Origin of the sequence: Aeromonas sp. 55A, from assembly GCF_051919665.1 — a bacterium.
Taxonomy (GTDB): domain Bacteria; phylum Pseudomonadota; class Gammaproteobacteria; order Enterobacterales; family Aeromonadaceae; genus Aeromonas; species Aeromonas veronii.
In genome coordinates, this window is the sequence record NZ_JBQBEH010000008.1 from 1,088,281 (window position 1) to 1,110,518 (window position 22,238).

Here is a 22,238-nt window from a genome sequence, read left to right on the forward strand (position 1 = left end):
GACGGTTGGTTATGACACTTCTTCTCGAGCTGGCTCACAGCTTGCCCTGGCTCTACTTCTCGCTGGTTTTTCTCTTCTCCCTGATGATCGGCAGTTTCCTCAATGTGGTGATCCACCGCTTGCCCATCATGCTGGAGCGGGAGTGGCAGGCCGAATATCACGGCTACTTTTCCCCCGATGAGGAGGCCACTGCGCCAGAGCGCTACAACCTAATGGTCCCCCGCTCCGCATGTCCTCACTGTGGCCACGCCATCACTGCGCTGGAGAACATCCCGCTGTTGAGCTGGCTCTGGCTCAAAGGGCGTTGCCGCGACTGTCAGGCCCCCATCTCGGCCCGCTATCCGCTGGTAGAGCTGCTGACCGCCCTGCTCTCGGTGGCCGTTGCCATGGTCATAACGCCGGGCTGGGGGACGCTGGCCGCCCTGTTGCTGACCTGGGTGCTGGTCGCCCTCACCTTCATCGATCTCGACAAGATGCTGCTGCCCGACCAGCTCACCCTGCCACTGCTGTGGGGTGGGCTGCTGTTCAACCTGGCAGGCGGCTTCGTGCCGCTGGCGGATGCCGTGATCGGTGCCATGGCGGGCTATCTGGTGCTCTGGAGCCTCTACTGGGCTTTCAAGCTGCTCACTGGCAAGGAGGGGATGGGCTATGGCGACTTCAAGCTGCTGGCGGCGCTGGGCGCCTGGCTCGGTTGGCAGGCGCTGCCCATAATTCTGCTGCTCTCATCTCTGGTCGGTGCCGTGATCGGCATCAGCCTGATCGCCTTGCAAAAGCATCATCAGGGCAAACCCATTCCCTTCGGCCCCTACCTCGCCATCGCGGGCTGGATCGCCCTGCTATGGGGCGATACCATCACCCGCTGGTATCTCTCTACCCTGCTTTGAGCAAGAGGCCCCCATGTATGTAGTTGCTATCACAGGTGGTATCGGCAGCGGCAAGACCACTATCGCCAATCAGTTTGCCGCGCTGGGTATCGAGGTGGTGGATGCCGATGTGATCGCCCGTGAGGTCGTAGAGCCGGGCACCCCGGCCCTTGCCGCCATCGCCGACCATTTTGGCCCGGATGTGATTGAACCTAGCGGTCAACTCGACCGTCGCGCCCTGCGCGAGCGGGTCTTCAGTAACCCACAGGCCAAGGAGTGGCTCAATGCTTTGCTCCACCCGCTGATTCGCAGCGAAATGCTGCGCCAGTGCGCCGCGGCCAGTTCACCTTACTGCCTGCTGGTGGTACCGCTGCTGGTGGAGAACAAACTCACCGGCCTAGCCAATCGGGTACTGGTGATCGATGTGGACGAAGCCACCCAGATTGAGCGCACCTGCCGTCGGGATGGGGTATCGGCCGAGCAGGCCAAGGCCATCATCGCCGCTCAGGCGAGCCGGTCGGAACGTCTCGCCGCGGCGGATGATGTCATCGAAAACCACAATGGCAGCGAAATGGCGATTAAAACGCGGATTTTGGCGCTGCACGAGACATATCTGGCAATTGCCTCTCAACAAGGCCGCCAAGTGTGAGTACACTAGGCCGGTTTATGGCTGGCCAGGATTAGGCATGATTTACGATTTCCCCCTCAATGAAAAAAGCCGGACCTATCTTCGTCTGGAGTCCCTGTTTTCCCAGATCCGCGACAATCTGGAGAGTGAACAATCCTGGGCACATATCGCCTTCTTCAAAGGGCTGTTCGATCTGCAGGAGTTGCTTGAGCGTGGTGACCTGCGCGCCGACCTCATCAAGGATCTGGAGCGTCTCGGCCAGCGTCTGAGCCACTGGGCCAGCCTGCCCGACGTCGATCTGGAGCAGATCAAACTGATGCAGCAAGAGAGCAGCCAGCTCTCCCGCAACCTGCTCAATTCGCCACGCCCGGGTGCCCGCCTGAAAGAGGATCGTCTGCTCGGCTCCATCCGCCAGCGCTTCTCCATCCCTGGTGGTCTGTGTGCCTTCGATGTGCCGCAGCTGCACCACTGGCTCGGTACCCCGGCCATCACCCGTCACCAGCAGATGCAGGGCTGGCTGAGCGATATTAACCTGCTGATGAATGCCATCACTCTGCTGCTGCGCCTGTGGCGTGAATCAGGCAGCTTCAGTGAGCAGGTTGCCAGCAACGGTTTCTTCCAGGACACCGCCGAGAGCGCCGAGCTGATCCGCATCAAGCTGCCGGGCAATCTGTGCTGCTACCCAACCCTGAGCGGCCACAAGAACCGCTTCGCCCTGCGCTTTCTGCCCACCGCAGAACAGCCGATTGGCGACGTGCCATTCCAGCTCGCCTGCTGCTAAGGAGGGCTTATGGTCACCAAGGTAAAGTGTCCGACCTGTCAGAGCGAAGTGGAGTGGGGCCCACAGAGTCCGTTCCGCCCCTTCTGCAGCAAGCGCTGCCAGCTGATCGATCTCGGCGAATGGGCCGATGAAGAGAAGCGCATCCCGGGGGAGATCAACCCGGATCTGCTGCCGGAGCCGGAAGAGGGCGATCAGTGGCTATAAGCCCCTGGTCACTCGCCTCTGCAACATCAAAAAAAGGGCCTATTGGCCCTTTTTTGATGCTTGTTGATTGCTACCAGCTCACGCCAGCAGACCCTGTAGCCGCGCTACAATCGGGCCATTGGCATCGGGGAAGTGGTAGTTGTTCAGCTCGGCCACCGGCACCCACAGACAATCCTGCCCCTCCTTGCCGAACGGCTCACCGCTGAAACGGGTCACCTTCCAGATATCCAGCAACACCTGCTTCTCGGGGTAGTCGTGCTGCAGTTCCATAAAGGGGGCACAATCCAAAACCCGGATGCCAATCTCTTCCCACAGCTCCCGATCCAGCGCGGTGAGCAGATCCTCGCCCGACTCCACCTTGCCACCGGGAAACTCCCAGCGATCCCCCTGATGGCGATCGGAGGAGCGCCTGGCGATGAAGATATCGCCCCGTTCATTCTCGATGACGCCAACCGCCACCCAGATCCGTTTTTTCTGTTCCATCAATTACCTCTGTTCGCTTGTTGCCACCAATAACAAGGCGGGCACTTGGCCCGCCTGTTATGGCATAGCGTCGATCAGGTCAACTGACCGTGGCAGTGCTTGTACTTCTTGCCGGAGCCGCACGGGCAGGGATCGTTGCGACCGACCTTCTGCTCGTCACGTACGAAGGTGGTGTGCCCCTCTTCGCCTGCGGCCTGTTCATCGGCCAGCTGGCTCTCGGCAGCGGCGTGGGTATAGGTGCGGGGAGCGGCTTCCGCCTGCTGGCGCTGCTGCTCTTCCATCGCTTCCACATCGCGCTCCTGCACCTGAACACGGCTCAGGATGCTGACCACGTCGCGCTTGAGGGTTTCCAGCATCTGGGTGAACAGATCGAAGGATTCGCGCTTGTACTCCTGCTTGGGGTTCTTCTGGGCGTAACCGCGCAGATGGATGCCCTGACGCAGGTGATCCATGGCCGCCAGATGCTCTTTCCACAGTCCATCCAGGGTTTGCAGCATCACCGCCTTCTCGAAGTTGCGCAGCACCTCTTTGCCGACCAACTCTTCCTTGTGGGCATAGAGCTTGGTGGCTTCATCCAGAATGCGCTCGCGCAGCTTCTCTTCATACAGCTTGTCATCTTCCGCCAGCCACTGTTGCAGCGGCAGATCCAGCGCGAAGTCCGCCTTCAGGCGTGCTTCCAGGCCCGGCACGTCCCACATCTCTTCCAGAGACTGGGGCGGGATGTATTCGTCGATCACTGCGCCGTAGACGTCGTCACGGATAACGTGGATGGTCTCGGAAATGTCGTTGGTATCCAGCAGCTCATTGCGCTGCTCGTAGACCACCTTGCGCTGGTCGTTGGCAACGTCATCAAACTCCAGCAAGCTCTTGCGGATGTCGAAGTTGCGACCTTCCACCTTGCGCTGGGCGTTTTCGATCGCCTTGGTGACCCACGGGTGCTCGATGGCTTCGCCCTCTTCCATGCCCAGCTTCTTCATCATGCCGGTCACGCGATCGGAGGCGAAGATCCGCATCAGGGTATCTTCCATGGAGAGGTAGAAACGGGATGAGCCCGGGTCACCCTGACGACCGGAACGGCCGCGCAGCTGGTTGTCGATACGACGGGATTCGTGACGCTCGGTGCCGATAATGTGCAGGCCACCGGCGGCTAGCACCGCATCGTGACGCACCTGCCAGGCGGCTTTCAGCTCGGCAATCTGCTCGCTGGTCGGGTTCTCCAGCTTGGCAATCTCTGCCTGCCAGTTGCCGCCCAACACAATGTCGGTACCACGACCGGCCATGTTGGTGGCGATAGTGACCGCGCCAGTCTGACCGGCCTGGGCAACGATCTCCGCTTCCATGGCGTGGAACTTGGCGTTCAGCACCTTGTGCGGGATCTTCTCTTTGGTCAGGATGCCAGAGAGCAGCTCGGAGTTCTCGATAGAGACAGTACCAACCAGTACAGGCTGGCCCTTGGCCACGCACTGACGGATATCTTCGATGATGGCGGCATACTTCTCGTTGGCGGTCAGGTAGACCAGATCGCCCATGTCCTTGCGCACCATCGGCTTGTTGGTCGGGATAACCACGGTATCCAGGCCATAAATCTGCTGGAATTCAAAGGCTTCTGTATCTGCAGTACCTGTCATCCCCGCCAGCTTGTTGTAGAGACGGAAGTAGTTCTGGAAGGTGATGGATGCCAGCGTCTGGTTCTCGTTCTGGATCTTCACCCCTTCCTTCGCTTCAACGGCCTGATGCAGACCATCGGACCAGCGACGACCCGGCATGGTACGGCCGGTGTGCTCATCGACAATGACGATCTCATCTTTCTGGACGATATAGTCGACGTTGCGCTCGAACAGGGTGTGAGCGCGCAGACCGGCGTTGACGTGGTGCAGCAGGCTGATGTTGGAGGCGGAGAACAGGGAGTCGTTCTCATCCAGCAGCCCCTCTTTCTTGAGCAGCTCTTCCACGAAGATCTGACCGTTTTCGGTCAGCAGGGCCTGACGGTTCTTCTCGTCTACTGTGTAGTGACCGTCGCCGGTGTACTCTTCGGTGTCTTCCTTGTCCTGCTTGACCAGCAGCGGGATCAGCTTGTTGACGCGAATATAGAGCTCGGAGCTATCTTCGGCCGGACCGGAGATGATGAGCGGAGTCCGGGCTTCATCGATAAGCACCGAGTCGACTTCGTCCACCAGCGCGTAGTTGAGCGGACGCTGCACGCGCTGCTCCGGCGAGAACGCCATGTTGTCGCGCAGGTAGTCAAAACCGAATTCGTTGTTGGTACCGTAGGTGATGTCGGCGGCGTAGGCGTCACGCTTCTGGGATGCGTCCATACCGGGCACGTTGCAATCGACAGTCATGCCGAGGAAGGCGAACAGCGGACGGTTCGCTTCCGCATCACGCTTGGCCAGGTAGTCGTTCACCGTCACGACGTGGACGCCACGGCCGCTCAGGGCGTTCAGGTAAGCTGGCAGGGTGGCGGTCAGGGTTTTACCTTCACCGGTTTTCATTTCCGCGATGCGGTTGGAGTTCAGCACCATGCCGCCGATCAGCTGCACGTCGAAGTGGCGCATGCCAAACACCCGCTTGGAGGCTTCACGCACGGTCGCGAACGCTTCCGGCAGCAACTGCTCCAGGGTCTCACCCTGCTCGATACGCTGACGATATTCAGCCGTTTTGGCCTGCAACTCGGCATCGGAGAGAGCCTCGAACTGCGGCTCCATGGCATTGATCTGTTTTACAATTTTGCGCAAAGCCTTGAGCGTTCTGTCGTTCCGGCTGCCGATAATCTTGGTAAGCAGTGTGCTAATCATGGGTACCAACTATTTCTGGTTATAAAAGCGTTCCGTCACTGGAACCTGAAGAAAAAAACCTAACCCCGTCTGGCACTGAGAAAGCGTGCGGGGTTGACCTGACGACCATCTTTCAACACTTCGTAATGCAGATGGACCCCGGTCGCGCGACCGGTGCGTCCCATCAAGGCAATCTTCTGACCCTGATCAACCAGGGTGCCCACCTCGACCAGCAACTTGGAGTTGTGGGCATAGCGGGTGACCAGGCCATTGCCGTGATTAATCTCCACCATATTGCCAAATTCCGGATGACGGCCCGCCCAGCTGACAATGCCGGGCCCGGTGGCCAGAATCGGGGTTCCGGGTTTGCCACGGAAATCGACCCCTTTGTGCATCTTGGCACGCCCGTTGAACGGATCGACCCGTCCACCAAACCCGGACGAGACCCAAACTCGCTCCTGTTTGACTGGCGTGCCGGAAATAAAACCGGCATCGGTGATATGGTGATTCATGATGAAAGATTCAAGTACCGACAGCTGCTCTTCACGGCTGCTGAGCTGCTGGCTGAGGTGCTTCATCGAGGCTTGCAGCTCGTTGAGGCTCACTTCCAGCTCTTCATCATAAGAAGGGCCGCCCATGGGGGGCAGCTCTTTGAAATTGAACTCGTCGGGATCGAGATCGGCCTGCTCGGTCAATCGTTCACCGAGGGCATTGAGACGGCCAAGCTGACCCTGCATGGTGCCCACCTGAGCAGCCAGCATCGCCAACTGTTCACGGGCTTCGTCACCACTCTGGTCAACGGACTGTTGCTCGGCAACGGCAAGCGCCACTTCCAGCGCCTCCATTTTCTGGTGCCAGCTCTGCCAGAGCCAACCACCACCAAGGGCCAACAGGGAGAAGAGAATACCGCCGACCCAGGCCAGACGTTGTTTGGGCAGGTGCAACTTGCGTCGCTGCTTGCCGTGGAGGATCAGGGTAATGCTCATAGAAATCAGTCTGCTCGGTCAGGTGCGGCCAGGAGCCTGCACGGGAAATAAAACCGGGAGATAATCGGTATTAAAGGATGGAGTAAACAAATGACGGAACGTCGGTGCGGAGAGAGGACCGACGTTCCGTTGCACAGCTATCAGGCCAGAACCAGACCGTTATCGTAGTAAGCGATAGGCGCTTTGTCGCCCTCACCCTCGAAGGTCACCAGTTCCCAAGCCTCCTGCTCGGCCAGCAAGGCACGCAGCAGCTTGTTGTTCAGGGCATGTCCGGTCTTGTAGGCACGGAACTCACCGATGATGCTGCGGTTACACATATAGAGGTCACCGATCGCGTCCAGCATCTTGTGCTTGACGAACTCGTCCTCATAACGCAAACCGTCTTCGTTCAGCACCCGATAGTCGTCCAGTACCACGGCGTTTTCCAGGCTTCCGCCCAGCGCCAGGTTCTGGGAACGCAGGTACTCGATATCACGCATAAACCCGAAGGTACGGGCACGGCTGATCTCTTTCACGAAGGAGGCACCGGAGAAATCCAGTACGCAACGCTGATTGCGCCCTTCAAAGACCGGATGCTGGAAATCGATCTCGAGATCCATCTTGAAGCCGTTGCGATAGGGGTGGAATTCCGCCCACTTGTCGCCGTCTTCAACCCGGATGCTCTTCTTGATCCGCACAAACTGCTTGGCAGCATTCTGCTCACGGATCCCGACTTCCTGCAGCAGGTAGATAAAGGGATGCGCACTACCGTCCATTACCGGGATCTCGGGCGCGTCAACCTCAACGTAGAGGTTGTCGATCCCCATCCCGGCCAGCGCGGCAGAGAGGTGCTCAATGGTAGAGACACGGACACCGGCTTCGTTGACCAGAGCGGTACAGAGCACGGTATCGCGCACCTGATCGGCATTGGCTGGCAGCTCCACCACAGGATTCAGGTCGGTACGCAAGTAAACGATCCCTGTGTTCACAGGCGCCGGACGGAACGTCATGGTGACTTTCCGGCCCGAATGCAGGCCGACACCAGTCGCCTGTACACTCGTTTTCAAGGTTCTTTGTCTAATCATGGGTGTACCCTAAACAGCTTAAAATCCGGACCAGATGGTCGTTGGCAGACCATCTTAGCACATTCCTTGAACAACAAACAAACGAGAGCCATAAGAGACTTAGTCAGCTTGCTTGCGCAGGAACGCCGGAATATCCAGGTAATCCGGTTCACGACGAGCTTGCGGCTCGGCGTTGACCACCTTGGCCGGGGCTTCGTCCATCACGCGGCCTTGCATCATGTCGCTAACCAGCGGCTGACGCACCGGGCGCTCTTGCACCTGGCTGCTCTTGACCAGGGTGATGTCCGGCTTGCGCTCGGCACCGATACCGGTAGCAACCACGGTCACACGCAGTTCGTCGTGCATTTCCGGATCGATTACGGTACCCACAACTACAGTGGCGTTCTCGGAAGCGAAGGCCTTGACCGCGTTACCCACGGTTTCGAACTCTTCGATGGTCATGTCCATACCGGCGGTGATGTTGACCAGGATGCCACGGGCACCAGCCAGATCCACATCTTCCAGTAGCGGGCTGGAGATGGCTTTCTCGGCCGCTTCTTCGGCACGGTCATCACCAGAGGCGGAACCAGTACCCATCATGGCAGTACCCATTTCGCGCATAACGGTACGCACGTCCGCGAAGTCGACGTTGATCAAACCCGGACGGGTGATCAGCTCGGCAATGCCCTGGACCGCGCCAAGCAGTACATCGTTGGCCGCCTTGAAGGCATCCAGCAGGGAGATACCGCGACCCAGCACCTTCAGCAACTTGTCGTTGGGGATGGTGATCAGGGAGTCGACGTTTTTGGAGAGCTCTTCGATACCGTGGGCGGCGAAACCCATCCGCTTCTTCCCTTCAAAGGAGAACGGCTTGGTCACCACAGCAACGGTCAGGATGCCCATCTCGCGTGCCACTTCGGCCACGATCGGCGCAGCACCGGTACCGGTACCACCGCCCATACCGGCGGCGATGAACACCATGTCGGAACCGGTCAGCAGCTCACGCAGCGCTTCGCGATCTTCCATGGCCGCATCACGACCCACTTCCGGATTGGCGCCGGCACCCAGACCCTTGGTGATGCCACCGCCGATCTGCAGGGTAGTGTTGGCGCTGGAGTTACGCAGTGCCTGGGCGTCGGTGTTGACGGTAATGAACTCAACACCCTCAATATTTTGACGAACCATGTGCTCGACAGCGTTACCGCCGCCGCCACCTACACCGATCACTTTAATGACGGCTTCGTCAGTGTGGCTATCCATAAATTCAAACATGTTGTCTCTCCGCTTTATTTGCCTGACTCAGCAAAATTCTTAGAACTCGCCACGCAGCCAGTTGCTAACCCGTTTGACCAGGCCACCGACGCTTGCCTTGGCGGCATATTCTTTATTGCTACCTGTGGCTTGATGGGTGCGGCCATATTGCAGCAACCCGACCGCAGTCGAGTACACCGGTGCCTGCACGTAATCACTCAAACCACGTATGTTCATGGGCTCTCCCACCCGGACCTGGCTCTGGAAGATCTGCTCTGCACACTCCACAATGCCTTCAATCTGGGCAGCGCCGCCGGTCAAGACCACACCGGCTGCCAGCTGATGCTTGACCCCCTGCGCTTTCAACTCGCTTTGTACCCGCACCAGCTCATCATTCACCATGGAGAGCAACTCGGTGTAACGGGGCTCAATCACTTCAGCCAGTGTCTGCCGTTGCAGGCTGCGCGCCGGGCGACCGCCGACACTGGGTACTTCAATATTGTCTTCCTTGCTGACCAGACGGCCGAGGGCGCAACCGTAGCGCACCTTGATCGCTTCCGCGTCGAGCGGCGGCGTGCCGAAGGCGTAGGCGATGTCGCTGGTCACAGTGCTGCCAGCGTACGGGATCACCTTGGTGTGGCGCAGGGCACCGCCGGTAAACAGCGACATGTCCATGGTACCGCCACCGATGTCCACCACGCAGACACCTAGCTCTTTCTCGTCTTCGGTCAACACCGCATAGCTGGAGGCCAGCGCGGAGAAGATCAGTTGATCCACGCGCAAGCCGACCTTCTCCACACATTTCTCAATGTTGCGAGCCATGTCGTTGTGGCAGGTGATCAGGTGAACCTTGGCTGCCATCCGCACACCGGAGAGGCCGACCGGATTCTTGATCCCTTCCTGATAATCGATGGCAAACTCCTGAGGCAGTACATGCAGCACACGCAGCTCATCGGAGAGGCGAACCGACTTGGCAGTGTGGATCACGTTGTCCACATCCTCCTGGGTCACCTCTTCATCGGAAATGGGCACCATGCCGGTCTCGTTGCGGCAATCAATATGCTTGCCGGACAACCCCAGATAGACCGAGCTGATCTGGCAATCCGCCATCATCTCGGCCTCTTCCACCGCACGGCGCAGTGACTTGACCACGGAGTCGAGGTCATTGACCCCGCCCTTCTCCATTCCGCGAGAAGCGTGACTGCCCATACCGATGACGTTCAGTTCACCGTCCGGCAATACTTCCCCGACCAGAACCGCCACCTTGGTTGTGCCGATATCCAGTCCGACAATCAAATTCCTATCTGCGGTGTTGGTCATGCACTTTCTCTTCGCTCTTCTTCCAGCCAACTGCCATTCCGGTGTCGTATCGAAGATCCACGTAGGCGACTTGCGCACGAGGTTCGATAACCGGGAAGGCATCGATAAACCGCTGCAGCCGGAGCGCAATGTCATTGCGTCCCAGGAACAGCTTGATATTGCCATCCAGGGTCAGTTCCCAGGCATGGCGGGGGGTCAGATTCACCCCCAGCAACTTGTATCCCTTGGCAGCCAGTTGCGACTCGTACTGCCGACTCTCTTTCAACACCCGGGCGGCCTGGTCATCCGGCCCTGACAGCTGCAACAGCGGTGTCTTGACCCGATCCGGGGCACTGAATACCTTGCCCTTGGTGTTGACGAAGCGGTTGCCATTCCAACGCGCCGCCACATCTTGTTCCGTGAGGTAGATCTTGATCTTGTTCGGCCACTTCTTTCGTACCGAGACCGAGGCCACCCATGGCAGGGCGTTGAGCCTTGCCTGCAATTCGTTGACGTCCAATTCGAAGAAGTTGCGCAGCTCGGCGCCATCCAGTACGGCCATCCGCAGCTCTTCGGTTTGCAAATACTGGTGTTGCCCCTGCAGCAACAGCTCGCTCATGGGCAACCGGTTGGCATCTGTCAGCCAACCTTTAACATCCAGCGCCGTCCGGTAGCAGCCCCATATCACCAGCAGGAAAAATGCTACCCCTGCGATGAAGCCACCCTTGGTGCGCCCCTGTGCCCTTGCCTCCACCCGTTCGATCCCCGTGTAACGCGCTAAACCGGCCTTTGACAGACCGGTTCGCCATTATATAGGCCCCGGCTTGGCGGTCAAAATACTCATTGGGCCCTCAGGCACCAGATTTCATGCTATCTATGCTCAATTTCATCTCGCCAAGACGACGAGCCAGCGCCCCGACGTTCCCCGCCCCCTGGGTCAGCACCAGATCCCCTTCACCAATCAGGTCAGCCAGTACCGCCGGTACGTCATCCGGGGTGGCAACGAAGATGGGTTCCAGGTTGCCGCGCGAGCGAATGGAGCGGCACAGCGCACGACCGTCAGCCCCCGGGATCGGATCCTCGCCGGCAGCATAAACCTCCAGCATCACCAGCACGTCTACCTTGGAGAGCACATCGGCGAAGTCCTCGTAGAGGTCGCGGGTGCGGGTATAACGGTGCGGCTGGAACACCATCACCAGACGCTTCTCGGGCCAACCGGCACGGGCGGCATTGATAGTGACCTTCACTTCGCTCGGGTGGTGTCCATAATCGTCCACCAGCATCGCCTTGCCGCGACCGGTTTCAAACTCGCCATACTGCTGGAAGCGACGACCGACCCCTTCAAATTTGGCCAGAGCAGAGATGATGGCCTCGTCGCTAACACCGTCCTCTGTCGCGACAGCTATCGCCGCTGCGGCGTTCAATGCGTTGTGAATACCCGGCAAATTGAGGGTCACCAGCAGCTCACCCGCCTCTCTGCGGCGAACACGGAAGCAGCTGTGGTTGGTGGTCTGGACAAAATCCAGCACCTGCACATCCGCATCGTCAGAGAGACCGTAGGTCAGGGTCGGACGGGCAATCTCGGGCAACATGCCACGGATCACCGGATCATCGATGCAGACCACCGCCAGTCCGTAGAAGGGCAGATTGTGCAGAAACTCGATGAAGGTGGCCTTCAGCTTGGAGAAATCACCGCCGTAGGTGTCCATGTGATCCGCTTCGATGTTGGTCACGATAGAGACCATCGGCTGCAGATGCAGGAAAGAGGCGTCGCTCTCGTCCGCTTCGGCAATCAGGTAGCGGCTGCTGCCCAGGCGGGCATTGGTGCCGGCACTGTTGAGCAGGCCACCGATGACGAAGGTCGGATCGCGGTCGGCTTCGGCATAGATGCTCGCCACCAGACTGGTGGTGGTGGTCTTGCCGTGGGTACCGGCAATGGCGATACCGTGACGGAAACGCATCAGCTCGGCCAGCATCTCGGCGCGGCGCACCACCGGGATCCGCAGTTCACGGGCAGCCAGCAGCTCCGGGTTGTCCTGCTTGATGGCGGTAGAGACCACCACCACGCTGGCACCCTCAACGTGTTCGGCACTGTGGCCGACAAAGATGTGGGCGCCCAGTCCGGCCAACCGCTCGGTCACGGCGTTGCGAGCCAGATCAGAACCCGTTACCTGATACCCTTCGTTGGCAAGCACTTCGGCGATCCCGCCCATACCGGCACCACCGATGCCGATAAAGTGGATACGACGCACGCGACGCATTTCGGGGATCACAGTACGCAGTTTTGCCAGTTCAACCTTGGTCATAATCGTCTCTTTAGTCTGCCGCAGGCCATGTGCCGTCAAAGCGCGGCTGCACGGCGGCATCAATACATACAGGTACAAGGCTGCACGGTGTCACCGCTGCAACCTTGCTCATCAATCTTTACCACGCTGCCCGGTTGCGAGCTGTTTGCACTCATCTGCAACCCGCTCGGCCGCATCGATGATGGCGACGCGGCGAGCCGCTTTCGCCATGTTAAACAGGGTCTCCCTGCGACCAGCCAGCCAGGTCAGACGCGCCGCCAGCGATGCGGTATTCAGCTCGGACTGGGGCAGAAACTCGGCGGCACCGCCGTCGACCAGGGTCAGGGCGTTACGGGTCTGGTGATCATCCACCGCATGGGGCAGCGGCACGAAAATGGCGGCCACACCGGCGGCAGCCACTTCGGAAACAGTCAGCGCACCGGCACGGCAGACCACCAGATCGGCCCAGGCGTAGGCGCTGGCCATATCCTTGATAAATTCGCTCACCTCGGCATTGATGCCGTGCTGGGCATAGGCAGCAGAGACAGCCTCGGCATTGCCCTTGCCACACTGGTGACGCACTTCAATGGGCACGCCGGATGCCGCCACCGCAGCAGGTACCTGCTCGTTGAGCACCCGCGCCCCCAGGCTGCCACCCACGATCAGCAGATGCAGTGGTTCATCCCCGCTGCGCAGTTGCGGATCCGGCAGGGCAACCACTTCGGGACGTACCGGATTGCCCACCACGGCGGTGCGACGGCTCGGCGCGAAGGCACCTGGAAATGCCATCAGCACCCGCCTGGCGATACGGGCCAGCAACTTGTTAGTCATGCCGGCAGCAGCATTCTGCTCATGGAGCAGCAGCGGGATGCCGGAGAACCAGGCCGCCACGCCACCCGGGCCGGAAGCAAAACCGCCCATGCCGAGCACCACATCAGGGCGAACGGTCTTGAGCACCTGACGCGCCTGCAGGATCGATTTGACGATGCGATAGGGTGCCACCAGCAGTCGCTTGATGCCGTTGCCACGCACCCCCTGAATATCGATGAAGGAGATGGGATAACCGTGGGCGGGCACCAGCTCCGCCTCCATCCGGTCGGCAGTGCCGAGCCAGTGGACAGTCCAGCCCTGGGCCTTCAGGCGATCGGCCACAGCCAGACCGGGGAACACATGCCCACCGGTACCACCTGCCATCACCAACAGAGTCTTGCTCACTAAACCTCCCGCACGCGCGCCTGGGCTGTCGCCTGACGCAACTCAAAATCGATTCGAATCAACATGCTCACCGCCACCGACATGATGATGAGACTGGAACCACCGTAACTGACCAGCGGCAGGGTCAAGCCCTTGGTCGGCATCATACCGCTGGCCGCGCCAACGTTGACGAAGGTCTGGAAGCTGAACCAGATGCCGATACCGATGGCCAGATAACCGTCATAGAGCCGCTCGGCCACCAGCGCGCGATGCCCCAGCTTGAGCGCCTTGACCGCCAGCGCAAAAATCAGGAACAGGGCGCCCAGCACCCCGACGTAACCCAGCTCTTCACCGAGGATCGCAAACACGAAGTCGGTGTGCGCTTCCGGCAAGTACTCCATCTTCTGGATGGAGTTGCCAAGCCCTTCGCCAAACCAGCTGCCACGACCAAACGCCATCAGCGACTGGGTCAACTGGTAGCCACTACCAAACGGATCGGCCCAGGGGTCCATAAAGGAGGTCACCCGCCGCATCCGGTAGGGCTCGACGATGATCAGCATCACCACAGAGCCGAGGCCCGCGCCGATCAGGGTCAAAAACTGTCCCAATCGGGCACCAGCCAGAAACAGCATGCCGAACGAGGTAACGAACATCACCACGGTGGAACCCAGGTCCGGCTGCAACAGCAGCAAGACCGCCAGCACCCCGAACACCGCCAGCGGTTTCAGGAAGCCGATCCAGGCTTCACGAACTTCGCTCTGGCGCCGCACCAGATAGCCGGCCAGATAGACAAACAGCGCCAGCTTGCCAAACTCGGCAGGCTGCAGGTTGAAGGGGCCGAGCGGCAACCAGCGCACCGCACCGTTGACGTTCCGCCCCACCAGCAGCACCAGCACCAGCATCAAGATCGCCAGCAGCAACATGGGGCCGTTGTGCTGTTGCCAGCGCGCCATCGGCACCTGCAACACAAACCAGGAGATACCGAGCGCCATCACCAGAAACAGGGCGTGACGTTTCACAAACATGAAGGGGTCATCCCCCAGCGCAATCCCTTCGGGGATCGACGCCGAGGCCACGATGACCACCCCGACCGCCATCAGGGAGAGCGCCAGCAGTACCAGCTGCCGATCGTAGAGACCGGCAGGACGCGCTGGTAACAACCAGCGCTGGAACAGACCTGCTGCTACGCGAAGGGCGTTCATAGTGCCAGCACCATCTCGGTGAAACGATCGCCGCGCACCTCGAACGACTTGAACTGATCGAGGCTGGCACAGGCTGGCGCCAGCAGCACCCAGTCACCGGGCTTGGCATCGGCAGCCGCTTTGGCAACCGCAGCGGCCAGGTCGGCCACCCGTTCGGTCTGCTCGCCCAGTGCCAGCAGCACCTCGGCATCCTGACCGAAGCAGTACATGTGATCGATCTGGTTGCCCAGCAGCGCCTGGATCGGGCCAAAATCCTGCCCCTTGCCCTGACCACCGGCCAGCAGCAGCAGGCGTCCCTTGACCGACTCGCGCACACCGGCAACGGCGGCCAGCGTGGCTCCCACGTTGGTGGCCTTGGAGTCGTTGATCCAGCGCACCCCGTTCACCTCGCGCACGAAGCGGGCACGATGGGGCAAGCCCTCGAAACGACGCAGCACGGTAAGCTGAGCCGCACGGGGAATACCGACCGCATCGCACAGCGCCATGGCGGCCAGCGCGTTGGCCTGATTGTGGGCACCGACGATCTTCATCTCGTCTACCGCCAGCAGCGGCTCGCCGTGCAGGGTCAACCAGTAGCGGCCATCCAGCAGGCAACGGCCATAGCCATTGCAATCGAGACCAAAGCTCTGCCACACCTGACCCACATCGGGCAGGGTCTGGGCATCGTCACGATTGACCAGAATGTGTTTGGAGTGCTGATGGATCTCCATCTTGGCGGCGCGATAGTCGGCCATGCCCTGATAGCGATCCATGTGATCTTCTGAGAGGTTCAGCACCACAGAGGCGGCAGCACGCAAACTGTGGGTAGTTTCCAGCTGGAAGCTGGAGAGCTCCAGCACGCAGAGATCCATCGGCTGCTTGAGCAGCTCCAGCGCAGGCGTGCCGATATTGCCGCCCACGCCGACATTGAGGCCGGCTTCGGCAATCATCTCGCCCACTAGCGTGGTAACGGTGCTCTTGCCGTTGGAGCCGGTAATGGCAATGACCGGAGTCTGGGTCTCGCGCACAAACAGTTCGATATCACCGACAATCTGCACACCACACTCGGCAGCTGCTTTCAGTTCGGGGGTCGCCAGCGCGATACCCGGGCTCGCGACAATCATGTGCGCCTGCTTGAGCAGCGCCTCGTCGAGACCGTGAATGAGCTCTACCTCAGGCGGCAGTTGCTCCTTGCCGGGCGGGTTGGCGCGGGTATCCATCACCAATGGCGTCACGCCACGGCCGAGGAAGTAATCGACACAGGAGAGTCCGGTTTTGCCCAATCCGATGATGATGACCATGGCCTTACCTCACCTTCAGGGTGGCAAGACCCAGCAGTACCAGCACGAGGGTGATGATCCAGAAGCGCACGATGACGCGCGGCTCCGGCCAGCCCTTCTTCTCGTAGTGGTGATGGATCGGCGCCATGCGGAAGATCCGCACGCCGCGCAGTTTGTATGACCCTACCTGCAGGATCACCGAGACGGTCTCCATCACGAAGACGCCGCCCATGATCACCAGCAGGAACTCCTGACGGACCAACACGGCGATGGTGCCAAGCGCGCCGCCCAGCGCCAGGGAACCAACGTCGCCCATGAAGACCTGCGCCGGATAGGTGTTGAACCAGAGGAAACCCAGACCCGCCCCGACGATGGCGGTACAGACGATCACCAGCTCGGAGGTATAGGGCACGTAGGGAATGTGCAGGTAGTTGGCAAAGTTGACGTTACCGGTGGCCCATGCGATCAGGGCAAAGCCCCCCGCCACCATCACGGTCGGCATGATGGCCAAGCCATCGAGACCGTCGGTCAGGTTGACCGCATTGGAGGTACCAACGATGACAAAGTAGGTCAGCACGATAAACATCAGACCAAGCTGCGGCATCACATCCTTGAGGAAAGGCACCACCAGCTGGGTCTGTCCCTCATGGGTTGCGGTCGCATAGAGGAACACAGCCACCGCCAGCGCTACCGCGGATTGCCAGAAATACTTCCAGCGTGCGATCAGGCCGTCGGTATTCTTGCGCACCACCTTGAGGTAGTCGTCGGCAAAGCCGATGGCGCCATAGGCACCCAGCACAAACAGCACCAACCAGACATAGGGGTTGTCGAGGCGGCACCAGAGCAGCACAGACGTGAAAATCGCAGCAATGATCATCAGGCCACCCATGGTCGGGGTGCCCCGCTTGCTGAGGTGGGACTCGGGACCGTCGTTGCGGATCACCTGACCAAACTTCAGGATCTGCAGACGGCGGATCAGGCGTGGCCCCATCCAGAGGGCAACCCCCAGTCCGGTGATGATCGACAGGATGGCGCGAAACGTCAGGTAGGAGAAGACGTTGAAGAAGGTGAAGTGCGGGGTGAGCAGTTCAGCCAGCCAGACTAGCATGTGGCTGACTCCTGATGGCCTTTGACCATCTCGACGATATCTTCCATGCGGGAGCCACGGGCCCCCTTGACCAGAATCGAAATTTCCTGATGTGTATTTATCATTTGCGCAAGCACTTCAAACAACGACGCCTTGTTATCGAAATGTCGGCCAGCCGCGGCATCTGCGGTGTGGCGACTCTCTTCCCCCACTGTCAGCACGGCATCCAGACCGCGCTCGCGGGCATGATGGCCAACCCGGGCGTGTTGCTCGGCAGACTCCTCACCCAGTTCCCGCATATCACCAAACACCAGCACCTTGAAGCCGCTCATGGCGGTCAGGGCATCGATGCCCGCCAGCACGGATTCCACGCTGGCATTGTAGGTATCATCCACCAGAGTCAGCCCCCCCCAGCGCTGCACGCAGAAGCGCCCCTTGACCGGTGCCATCTGTTCCAGCCCCGCCTTGACGGAGCCGAGGGATGCGCCGAGGGCCAGACAGCCCGCGGCGGCAGCCAACGCATTGGCCACGTTGTGGCGACCCGGGATCGCCAGAGTCAGGCTCAGCTCGCCTTGCGGGGTCACCATCACGAACTCGGCACAACCCTGAGCGTTTAGAACCACATCGCGAGCATGGAACGGCTGGCTCTGATCGTCGATGGAGAAGGCGCACTGAATGCCGCGTTCCCACCACTTCGGCCAGAATTCGTTGTCGGCGTTGACAATGGCCGTGCCGCCCTCGCTCAGCCCCTCAAAGATTTCGCTCTTGGCGTGGAACACCCCTTCCAGCGAGCCGAAACCCTCCAGATGGGCCGCCGCCACGTTGTTGATGATGGCGGCATCGGGTTTGGCCAGTGAAGTAGTCCAGGCGATTTCGCCCGGATGGTTGGCCCCCAGCTCCATCACCGCAAACTTGTGCTGCGGCTCGAGGCGCAGCAGGGTGAGCGGCACGCCCACCTCGTTGTTGAAGTTGCCAGCGGTGGCCAGCACTTCCCCTTCGTTGCGCAGGATGGCGGTTGCCATCTCCTTCACCGTGGTCTTGCCGCAGCTGCCGGTAATGGCCAGCACTTTCGGGTTGATGCGCTCACGCACCAGTTTGCCGAGACGGCCCAGCCCCTTGAGGCTGTCCGCCACCACCAGCTGAGGGATGGCCAACGGCAGCTCACGCTCGACCAGCAGGGCAGAGGCCCCTGCCTGAACGGCCTGCTCGCAAAAATCGTGGGCATCGAAGCGCTCGCCGCGCAAGGCAACGAACAGGGCACCCGCGCCCAGAGTGCGGGTATCGGTACTGACGACGGTGATCTCGCCATCGTTACCAATCAGACGGGCATCGAGTACCTGCGCCAGCTCGGCAAGCCTGAGGGTCATCATTTGAATGACTCCAATAATGTATGCAAGGCGGCCGCGACGGTTTCCCGGTCGCTGTAGTGCCGCTTGTCGGTTCCAATGATCTGATAATCCTCGTGACCCTTACCGGCCACCAGGATGATGTCCTGTTTGCTCGCCTGACCGATGGCCAGCGCAATCGCCTTGACCCGGTCGTGCTCCACCTGCACCGCAGCAGGATCGCGAAGACCCGCCACCATGTCGGCCATGATCCGGGCCGGCTCCTCGGTACGGGGATTGTCGTCGGTCAGGATCACGCGATCCGCATACTGCTCGGCCATGGCGGCCATCATGGGGCGCTTGCCGCGATCGCGGTCGCCACCACAGCCGACCAGACACCAGAGCTGGCCTGTGCAGTGCACCCGCAGGGCCTGCAATGCCTTCTCCAGCGCATCCGGGGTGTGGGCGTAATCGACCACCGCCAGCGGCGTATCGCCACCGCCAAAGCACTCCATGCGACCGGTCACCGGCTGCAACTGAGGCGCTGTCGCCAGCAGTTCGTTGAAGTCGTAACCGAGCACCAGCATCACGCCCATCGCGGCCAGCACATTGCTGACGTTGAAGCGCCCGAGCAAGGGGGCGGATAATACACCATTCCCCCAGCTGGAGTTAATCTGCGCGCGAAAACCTTGCTGGTGAAAATCGAGCTGCTGCGCCGTTAATTGACGGCCAGAATGGTGTTCAATCGGGCCATTAACACTGAACGCCACCGCTGCCGGGTACTTTTCGAGCCACTTGGCACCCAGCTCGTCATCGCGGTTGATCACCGCATTCAACTCATCGACCAGCTGCAGCAACTGTTCTTTGGCCGCGCCATAGGCTTCCATGGTGCCGTGGTAGTCGAGGTGATCCCGGCTCAGGTTGGTGAAAACGGCGGCGGCAAACGGCAGTGCGGCAACACGATGCTGCACCAGACCATGGCTGGAGACCTCCATCGCCACCAGATCCGCCCCCTGCGCTTGCAGCGCAGCCAGATTGGCTTGTAGCTGCACGGCGCTGCCAGTGGTATTTTCCGCTTCGATCAGATGGCCAAACAGGCCGTTGCCGATGGTGCCCATCACCCCGGCCTTGCCACCCAGCAGGGTGCGCCAGTTGGCGACCAGCAGTGCAGTGGTGCTCTTGCCGTTGGTACCGGTGATCCCGACCAGCGCCAGTTTTTTGGCGGGCTGGTCGTAGAAATACCCGGCAAGCGCAGAGAGATGAGCGGGCAGATCCCGCATCCCGATACAGGGAACCGGAGTCGATGGTGGGATAAATTCACCATCCTCCTCAAACACAACAGCGGTCGCTCCCTGAGCCACCGCCTGTTCGATGAAACGTCTGCCATCCACCTGATGACCGCAAATGGCCACGAAGAGCGTGCCGGGCCTGACCCGCCGACTATCCAGCTGGATATCGGTCAGAGTGAGCGCCGGCGCCTGAATACCGAAGGGGCGCAGTAATGCATCAAGTGCGCGGGACAAGAGGAGCCTCCGTACGGGCAAGTTTGGCGGGCACCGCTGTGGGCACCGCATCAGGACGAATATTGAAGAGTTGCAGTACCCCGCCCATGGCCTCTGCAAACGGCGGGGTCGCCACGGCACCGCCATAGTAGGCACTACCTTTTGGCTCGTTAATCACCACCACCATGACGAAACGGGGATTACTGGCAGGGGCAAAACCGGCAAACCAGGCCATGTAATCCTTGCCGTAGCCTCCGGCAACGGCGACCTTGGCGGTACCACTCTTGCCACCGACCCGATAACCCGGAATCTTGGCCTTGGGAATAGCGTTGTCGACTACGTACTCCAGCGCCTGCAGCATGGCGGAGGCGTTATTGTGATCGATCACCTGCTCACCCTTGGGCGGCGTGGTCACCTTGACGATGGAGATGGGCACTCGCTTGCCCTTGTTGGCCAGGGTGGCGTAGGCGGAAGCCAGTTGCAGCGGGGTAACCCGCAGACCATAACCAAACGAAAGGGTCGCCCGCTCGATATCGGACCAGCGCCGACGCTGAGGCAACATACCACCGCTCTCGCCCATCAGTCCGCTACCGGTATCCATACCGAAACCGAACATACTGAGGGTGTTGATCATCTCTTGGGCCGGCATCCGCAGGGCAATGCGCGACATGCCGATGTTGGAGGAGTAGCGCAGGATATCGTAAAGGTTGGTCGCCTTGTGAATACTGACGTCCTTGATCTGCTTGGCACCGATAAAGAGCGGACCACCGGGAATGAAATCCTTCCAGCTGGTGACACCCGCCTGCAAGGCACTTAGCAAAATCAGCGGCTTGACTGTGGAGCCCGGCTCGTAGGTATCGGTCACCACCCGGTTGCGTACCCGGAAACTCTGATACTGGCCGCGGTTGTTCGGGTTATAGGAGGGGGTATTGACCATGGCGAGCACTTCGCCGGTCTTGATATCCAGCATCACCATGGAGCCGGACGTTGCCTTGTTCTCGTCGGTTGCCCGCTTGAGGGCACGGTAGGCCAATGCTTGCACCCGCTGATCGATGCTGAGCTGCAGATCGTTGGCGTTCTTGCCCTCTTTGACGATACCAAGACGCTCGATGACCCTGCCCTGCCGGTCCTTGCGCACCCGCATCTCGCCCGGTGTCGCCGTCAGCCACTCGTTGTAGCTGCGCTCGATCCCCTCGATCCCGTTGCCATCGATGTTGGTTACCCCCACCAGGTGGGCACTGATTTCGCCAGTCGGATAGAAGCGGCGCGACTCGGGACGCAGATAGACACCACCCAGCTTGAGCCCCTTGATGTATTCAGAGACAGCGGGCGTTACCTGACGCTGCAGATAGACGAAGCGCTTGCTGGGGTTGGCGATACGTTGCTTGAGAGTATTGATATCGATTTTGAGGACTGCTGAGAGCGCCATCCAAGCCCGCTCATTGTGGATAGCGCCGGACTCGTGCACAGTCTTGGGATCGGCCCAGACCGCCTCGACCGGAACGGAAACAGCCAGCTGTTCACCATTGCGATCGGTGATCATGCCGCGCACCGCCTGGGTGGAGGTGGTTCGCAGAGAGCGCATGTCCCCCTCCTGACGCAGACGATCCGGATTGATCACCTGGATCCAGGCCAGACGGAGGATCAGCCCGACAAAGGCGATGCCGATGAATACCACCAGCGTGCGGAAGCGCCACGGATAGATAGATGGCGCTTTAACGTTCGCTTTAGCGGTTTTGGCTGTAGCCTTCCGTTTCATGGCAGAGTAATTACCTTCTCGGTGGTCACCAGAGGGCGACCCATTTGCAACTTGTCCATGGCCAGCGTGGCGACCCGGGAGTGTTCCGCCAGAGTGCCCTGCTCCAGCAAGAGGTGGCGCCATTCGATATTGAGGCGATCCTCTTCCGCCATTAGGTCGTTCTGTTTGGCGGTGAGGCCACGGGTCATGTTGGTCACCAGGATCACGGCAAACGCGGTCACCAGTACGGCAACCGACAGAAAAATCTGCAGCTTGTGCCGCCAGAGATCGGCAACTATCTCCTTGGCTAGGTGGACACGTACTTCGCTCATCG

The 22,238-nt window shown here is 60.2% G+C and carries 20 protein-coding genes; 4 read left to right on the plus strand and 16 right to left on the minus strand.

Annotated elements, in window-relative coordinates; genetic code table 11:
- Nucleotides 1–11 precede the first annotated feature (11 nt).
- The 4 genes from ACTG2G_RS09000 to yacG are packed head-to-tail and all read left to right on the plus strand — an operon-like array spanning nucleotide 12 to nucleotide 2,476.
- On the plus strand, nucleotides 12–884 hold the full coding sequence (locus ACTG2G_RS09000; protein ID WP_279464203.1) for a prepilin peptidase: 873 nt from the start codon (nucleotides 12–14) through the stop codon (nucleotides 882–884).
- Between the two features lie 13 nt (nucleotides 885–897).
- Nucleotides 898–1,512, plus strand: a complete 615-nt coding sequence (coaE, locus tag ACTG2G_RS09005; protein WP_236356081.1) for a dephospho-CoA kinase — start codon at nucleotides 898–900, stop codon at nucleotides 1,510–1,512.
- A 37-nt stretch (nucleotides 1,513–1,549) separates the two neighbouring features.
- A complete protein-coding gene (zapD, locus tag ACTG2G_RS09010; protein ID WP_236356082.1) occupies nucleotides 1,550–2,272 on the plus strand; it encodes a cell division protein ZapD in 723 nt (240 codons plus the stop codon).
- Nucleotides 2,273–2,281: 9 nt separating this feature from the next.
- Nucleotides 2,282–2,476: a DNA gyrase inhibitor YacG gene (gene yacG / locus ACTG2G_RS09015; protein ID WP_005336142.1), complete on the plus strand. Its 195-nt coding sequence runs from the start codon at nucleotides 2,282–2,284 to the stop codon at nucleotides 2,474–2,476.
- A 78-nt stretch (nucleotides 2,477–2,554) separates the two neighbouring features.
- Here the strand turns inward: yacG and mutT are convergent, their stop codons facing one another.
- The 16 genes from mutT to ftsL form a co-directional block, all read right to left on the minus strand.
- Nucleotides 2,555–2,959 (minus strand): 8-oxo-dGTP diphosphatase MutT, encoded by a 405-nt coding sequence (mutT, locus tag ACTG2G_RS09020; protein ID WP_040068921.1) that lies wholly within the window; start codon nucleotides 2,957–2,959, stop codon nucleotides 2,555–2,557.
- A gap of 74 nt (nucleotides 2,960–3,033) precedes the next feature.
- Complete coding sequence (gene secA, locus ACTG2G_RS09025) at nucleotides 3,034–5,754, minus strand: preprotein translocase subunit SecA (protein WP_005336144.1); 2,721 nt, start codon at nucleotides 5,752–5,754, stop codon at nucleotides 3,034–3,036.
- Nucleotides 5,755–5,813: 59 nt separating this feature from the next.
- Nucleotides 5,814–6,719: a M23 family metallopeptidase gene (locus tag ACTG2G_RS09030; protein ID WP_005355107.1), complete on the minus strand. Its 906-nt coding sequence runs from the start codon at nucleotides 6,717–6,719 to the stop codon at nucleotides 5,814–5,816.
- Between the two features lie 140 nt (nucleotides 6,720–6,859).
- Nucleotides 6,860–7,783, minus strand: a complete 924-nt coding sequence (gene lpxC, locus ACTG2G_RS09035) for a UDP-3-O-acyl-N-acetylglucosamine deacetylase (protein ID WP_005336146.1) — start codon at nucleotides 7,781–7,783, stop codon at nucleotides 6,860–6,862.
- Between the two features lie 99 nt (nucleotides 7,784–7,882).
- Nucleotides 7,883–9,034, minus strand: coding sequence for a cell division protein FtsZ (gene ftsZ / locus ACTG2G_RS09040; protein ID WP_005336147.1), 1,152 nt, complete (start codon nucleotides 9,032–9,034; stop codon nucleotides 7,883–7,885).
- A gap of 39 nt (nucleotides 9,035–9,073) precedes the next feature.
- Nucleotides 9,074–10,333, minus strand: coding sequence for a cell division protein FtsA (ftsA, locus tag ACTG2G_RS09045; protein ID WP_005336148.1), 1,260 nt, complete (start codon nucleotides 10,331–10,333; stop codon nucleotides 9,074–9,076).
- Nucleotides 10,314–11,066, minus strand: coding sequence for a cell division protein FtsQ/DivIB (locus tag ACTG2G_RS09050; protein ID WP_005336149.1), 753 nt, complete (start codon nucleotides 11,064–11,066; stop codon nucleotides 10,314–10,316). The genes ftsA and ACTG2G_RS09050 overlap by 20 nt, the downstream gene beginning before the upstream one ends.
- 97 nt (nucleotides 11,067–11,163) lie before the next feature.
- The gene (gene murC, locus ACTG2G_RS09055) at nucleotides 11,164–12,618 is read right to left on the minus strand and encodes a UDP-N-acetylmuramate--L-alanine ligase (protein WP_421387532.1); all 1,455 of its coding nucleotides are present in this window, start codon (nucleotides 12,616–12,618) and stop codon (nucleotides 11,164–11,166) included.
- A 111-nt stretch (nucleotides 12,619–12,729) separates the two neighbouring features.
- A complete protein-coding gene (murG, locus tag ACTG2G_RS09060; RefSeq protein ID WP_236280266.1) occupies nucleotides 12,730–13,812 on the minus strand; it encodes an undecaprenyldiphospho-muramoylpentapeptide beta-N-acetylglucosaminyltransferase in 1,083 nt (360 codons plus the stop codon).
- Nucleotides 13,812–14,993, minus strand: coding sequence for a cell division protein FtsW (gene ftsW, locus ACTG2G_RS09065; protein WP_107684326.1), 1,182 nt, complete (start codon nucleotides 14,991–14,993; stop codon nucleotides 13,812–13,814). The genes murG and ftsW overlap by 1 nt, the downstream gene beginning before the upstream one ends.
- Nucleotides 14,990–16,273 carry a UDP-N-acetylmuramoyl-L-alanine--D-glutamate ligase gene (gene murD / locus ACTG2G_RS09070; RefSeq protein ID WP_335853974.1) on the minus strand — a complete coding sequence of 428 codons (1,284 nt, stop codon included), beginning with the start codon at nucleotides 16,271–16,273 and terminating at the stop codon, nucleotides 14,990–14,992. The genes ftsW and murD overlap by 4 nt, the downstream gene beginning before the upstream one ends.
- 4 nt (nucleotides 16,274–16,277) lie before the next feature.
- Nucleotides 16,278–17,360, minus strand: a complete 1,083-nt coding sequence (gene mraY, locus ACTG2G_RS09075) for a phospho-N-acetylmuramoyl-pentapeptide-transferase (protein ID WP_005355120.1) — start codon at nucleotides 17,358–17,360, stop codon at nucleotides 16,278–16,280.
- A complete protein-coding gene (locus tag ACTG2G_RS09080; protein WP_421269953.1) occupies nucleotides 17,354–18,709 on the minus strand; it encodes a UDP-N-acetylmuramoyl-tripeptide--D-alanyl-D-alanine ligase in 1,356 nt (451 codons plus the stop codon). The genes mraY and ACTG2G_RS09080 overlap by 7 nt, the downstream gene beginning before the upstream one ends.
- A complete protein-coding gene (gene murE, locus ACTG2G_RS09085) occupies nucleotides 18,706–20,238 on the minus strand; it encodes a UDP-N-acetylmuramoyl-L-alanyl-D-glutamate--2,6-diaminopimelate ligase (protein ID WP_421387529.1) in 1,533 nt (510 codons plus the stop codon). Before murE ends, ACTG2G_RS09080 begins: the two co-directional genes overlap by 4 nt.
- On the minus strand, nucleotides 20,171–21,925 hold the full coding sequence (locus ACTG2G_RS09090) for a penicillin-binding transpeptidase domain-containing protein (protein ID WP_216952212.1): 1,755 nt from the start codon (nucleotides 21,923–21,925) through the stop codon (nucleotides 20,171–20,173). Before ACTG2G_RS09090 ends, murE begins: the two co-directional genes overlap by 68 nt.
- Nucleotides 21,922–22,236, minus strand: a complete 315-nt coding sequence (gene ftsL, locus ACTG2G_RS09095) for a cell division protein FtsL (RefSeq protein WP_216952213.1) — start codon at nucleotides 22,234–22,236, stop codon at nucleotides 21,922–21,924. The genes ACTG2G_RS09090 and ftsL overlap by 4 nt, the downstream gene beginning before the upstream one ends.
- Nucleotides 22,237–22,238: the final 2 nt, after the last annotated feature.

Bases quoted from the DNA above. Each gene is read 5' to 3' on its own strand.
- ACTG2G_RS09000 (WP_279464203.1), top strand. From the start codon at position 12: ATGACACTTCTTCTCGAGCTGGCTCACAGCTTGCCCTGGCTCTACTTC.
- coaE (WP_236356081.1), top strand. From the start codon at position 898: ATGTATGTAGTTGCTATCACAGGTGGTATCGGCAGCGGCAAGACCACT.
- zapD (WP_236356082.1), top strand. From the start codon at position 1,550: ATGATTTACGATTTCCCCCTCAATGAAAAAAGCCGGACCTATCTTCGT.
- yacG (WP_005336142.1), top strand. From the start codon at position 2,282: ATGGTCACCAAGGTAAAGTGTCCGACCTGTCAGAGCGAAGTGGAGTGG.
- mutT (WP_040068921.1), bottom strand. From the start codon at position 2,959: ATGGAACAGAAAAAACGGATCTGGGTGGCGGTTGGCGTCATCGAGAAT.
- secA (WP_005336144.1), bottom strand. From the start codon at position 5,754: ATGATTAGCACACTGCTTACCAAGATTATCGGCAGCCGGAACGACAGA.
- ACTG2G_RS09030 (WP_005355107.1), bottom strand. From the start codon at position 6,719: ATGAGCATTACCCTGATCCTCCACGGCAAGCAGCGACGCAAGTTGCAC.
- lpxC (WP_005336146.1), bottom strand. From the start codon at position 7,783: ATGATTAGACAAAGAACCTTGAAAACGAGTGTACAGGCGACTGGTGTC.
- ftsZ (WP_005336147.1), bottom strand. From the start codon at position 9,034: ATGTTTGAATTTATGGATAGCCACACTGACGAAGCCGTCATTAAAGTG.
- ftsA (WP_005336148.1), bottom strand. From the start codon at position 10,333: ATGACCAACACCGCAGATAGGAATTTGATTGTCGGACTGGATATCGGC.
- murC (WP_421387532.1), bottom strand. From the start codon at position 12,618: ATGACCAAGGTTGAACTGGCAAAACTGCGTACTGTGATCCCCGAAATG.
- ftsW (WP_107684326.1), bottom strand. From the start codon at position 14,993: ATGAACGCCCTTCGCGTAGCAGCAGGTCTGTTCCAGCGCTGGTTGTTA.
- murD (WP_335853974.1), bottom strand. From the start codon at position 16,273: ATGGTCATCATCATCGGATTGGGCAAAACCGGACTCTCCTGTGTCGAT.
- mraY (WP_005355120.1), bottom strand. From the start codon at position 17,360: ATGCTAGTCTGGCTGGCTGAACTGCTCACCCCGCACTTCACCTTCTTC.
- ACTG2G_RS09080 (WP_421269953.1), bottom strand. From the start codon at position 18,709: ATGATGACCCTCAGGCTTGCCGAGCTGGCGCAGGTACTCGATGCCCGT.
- murE (WP_421387529.1), bottom strand. From the start codon at position 20,238: ATGCGGTGCCCACAGCGGTGCCCGCCAAACTTGCCCGTACGGAGGCTC.
- ACTG2G_RS09090 (WP_216952212.1), bottom strand. From the start codon at position 21,925: ATGAAACGGAAGGCTACAGCCAAAACCGCTAAAGCGAACGTTAAAGCG.
- ftsL (WP_216952213.1), bottom strand. From the start codon at position 22,236: ATGAGCGAAGTACGTGTCCACCTAGCCAAGGAGATAGTTGCCGATCTC.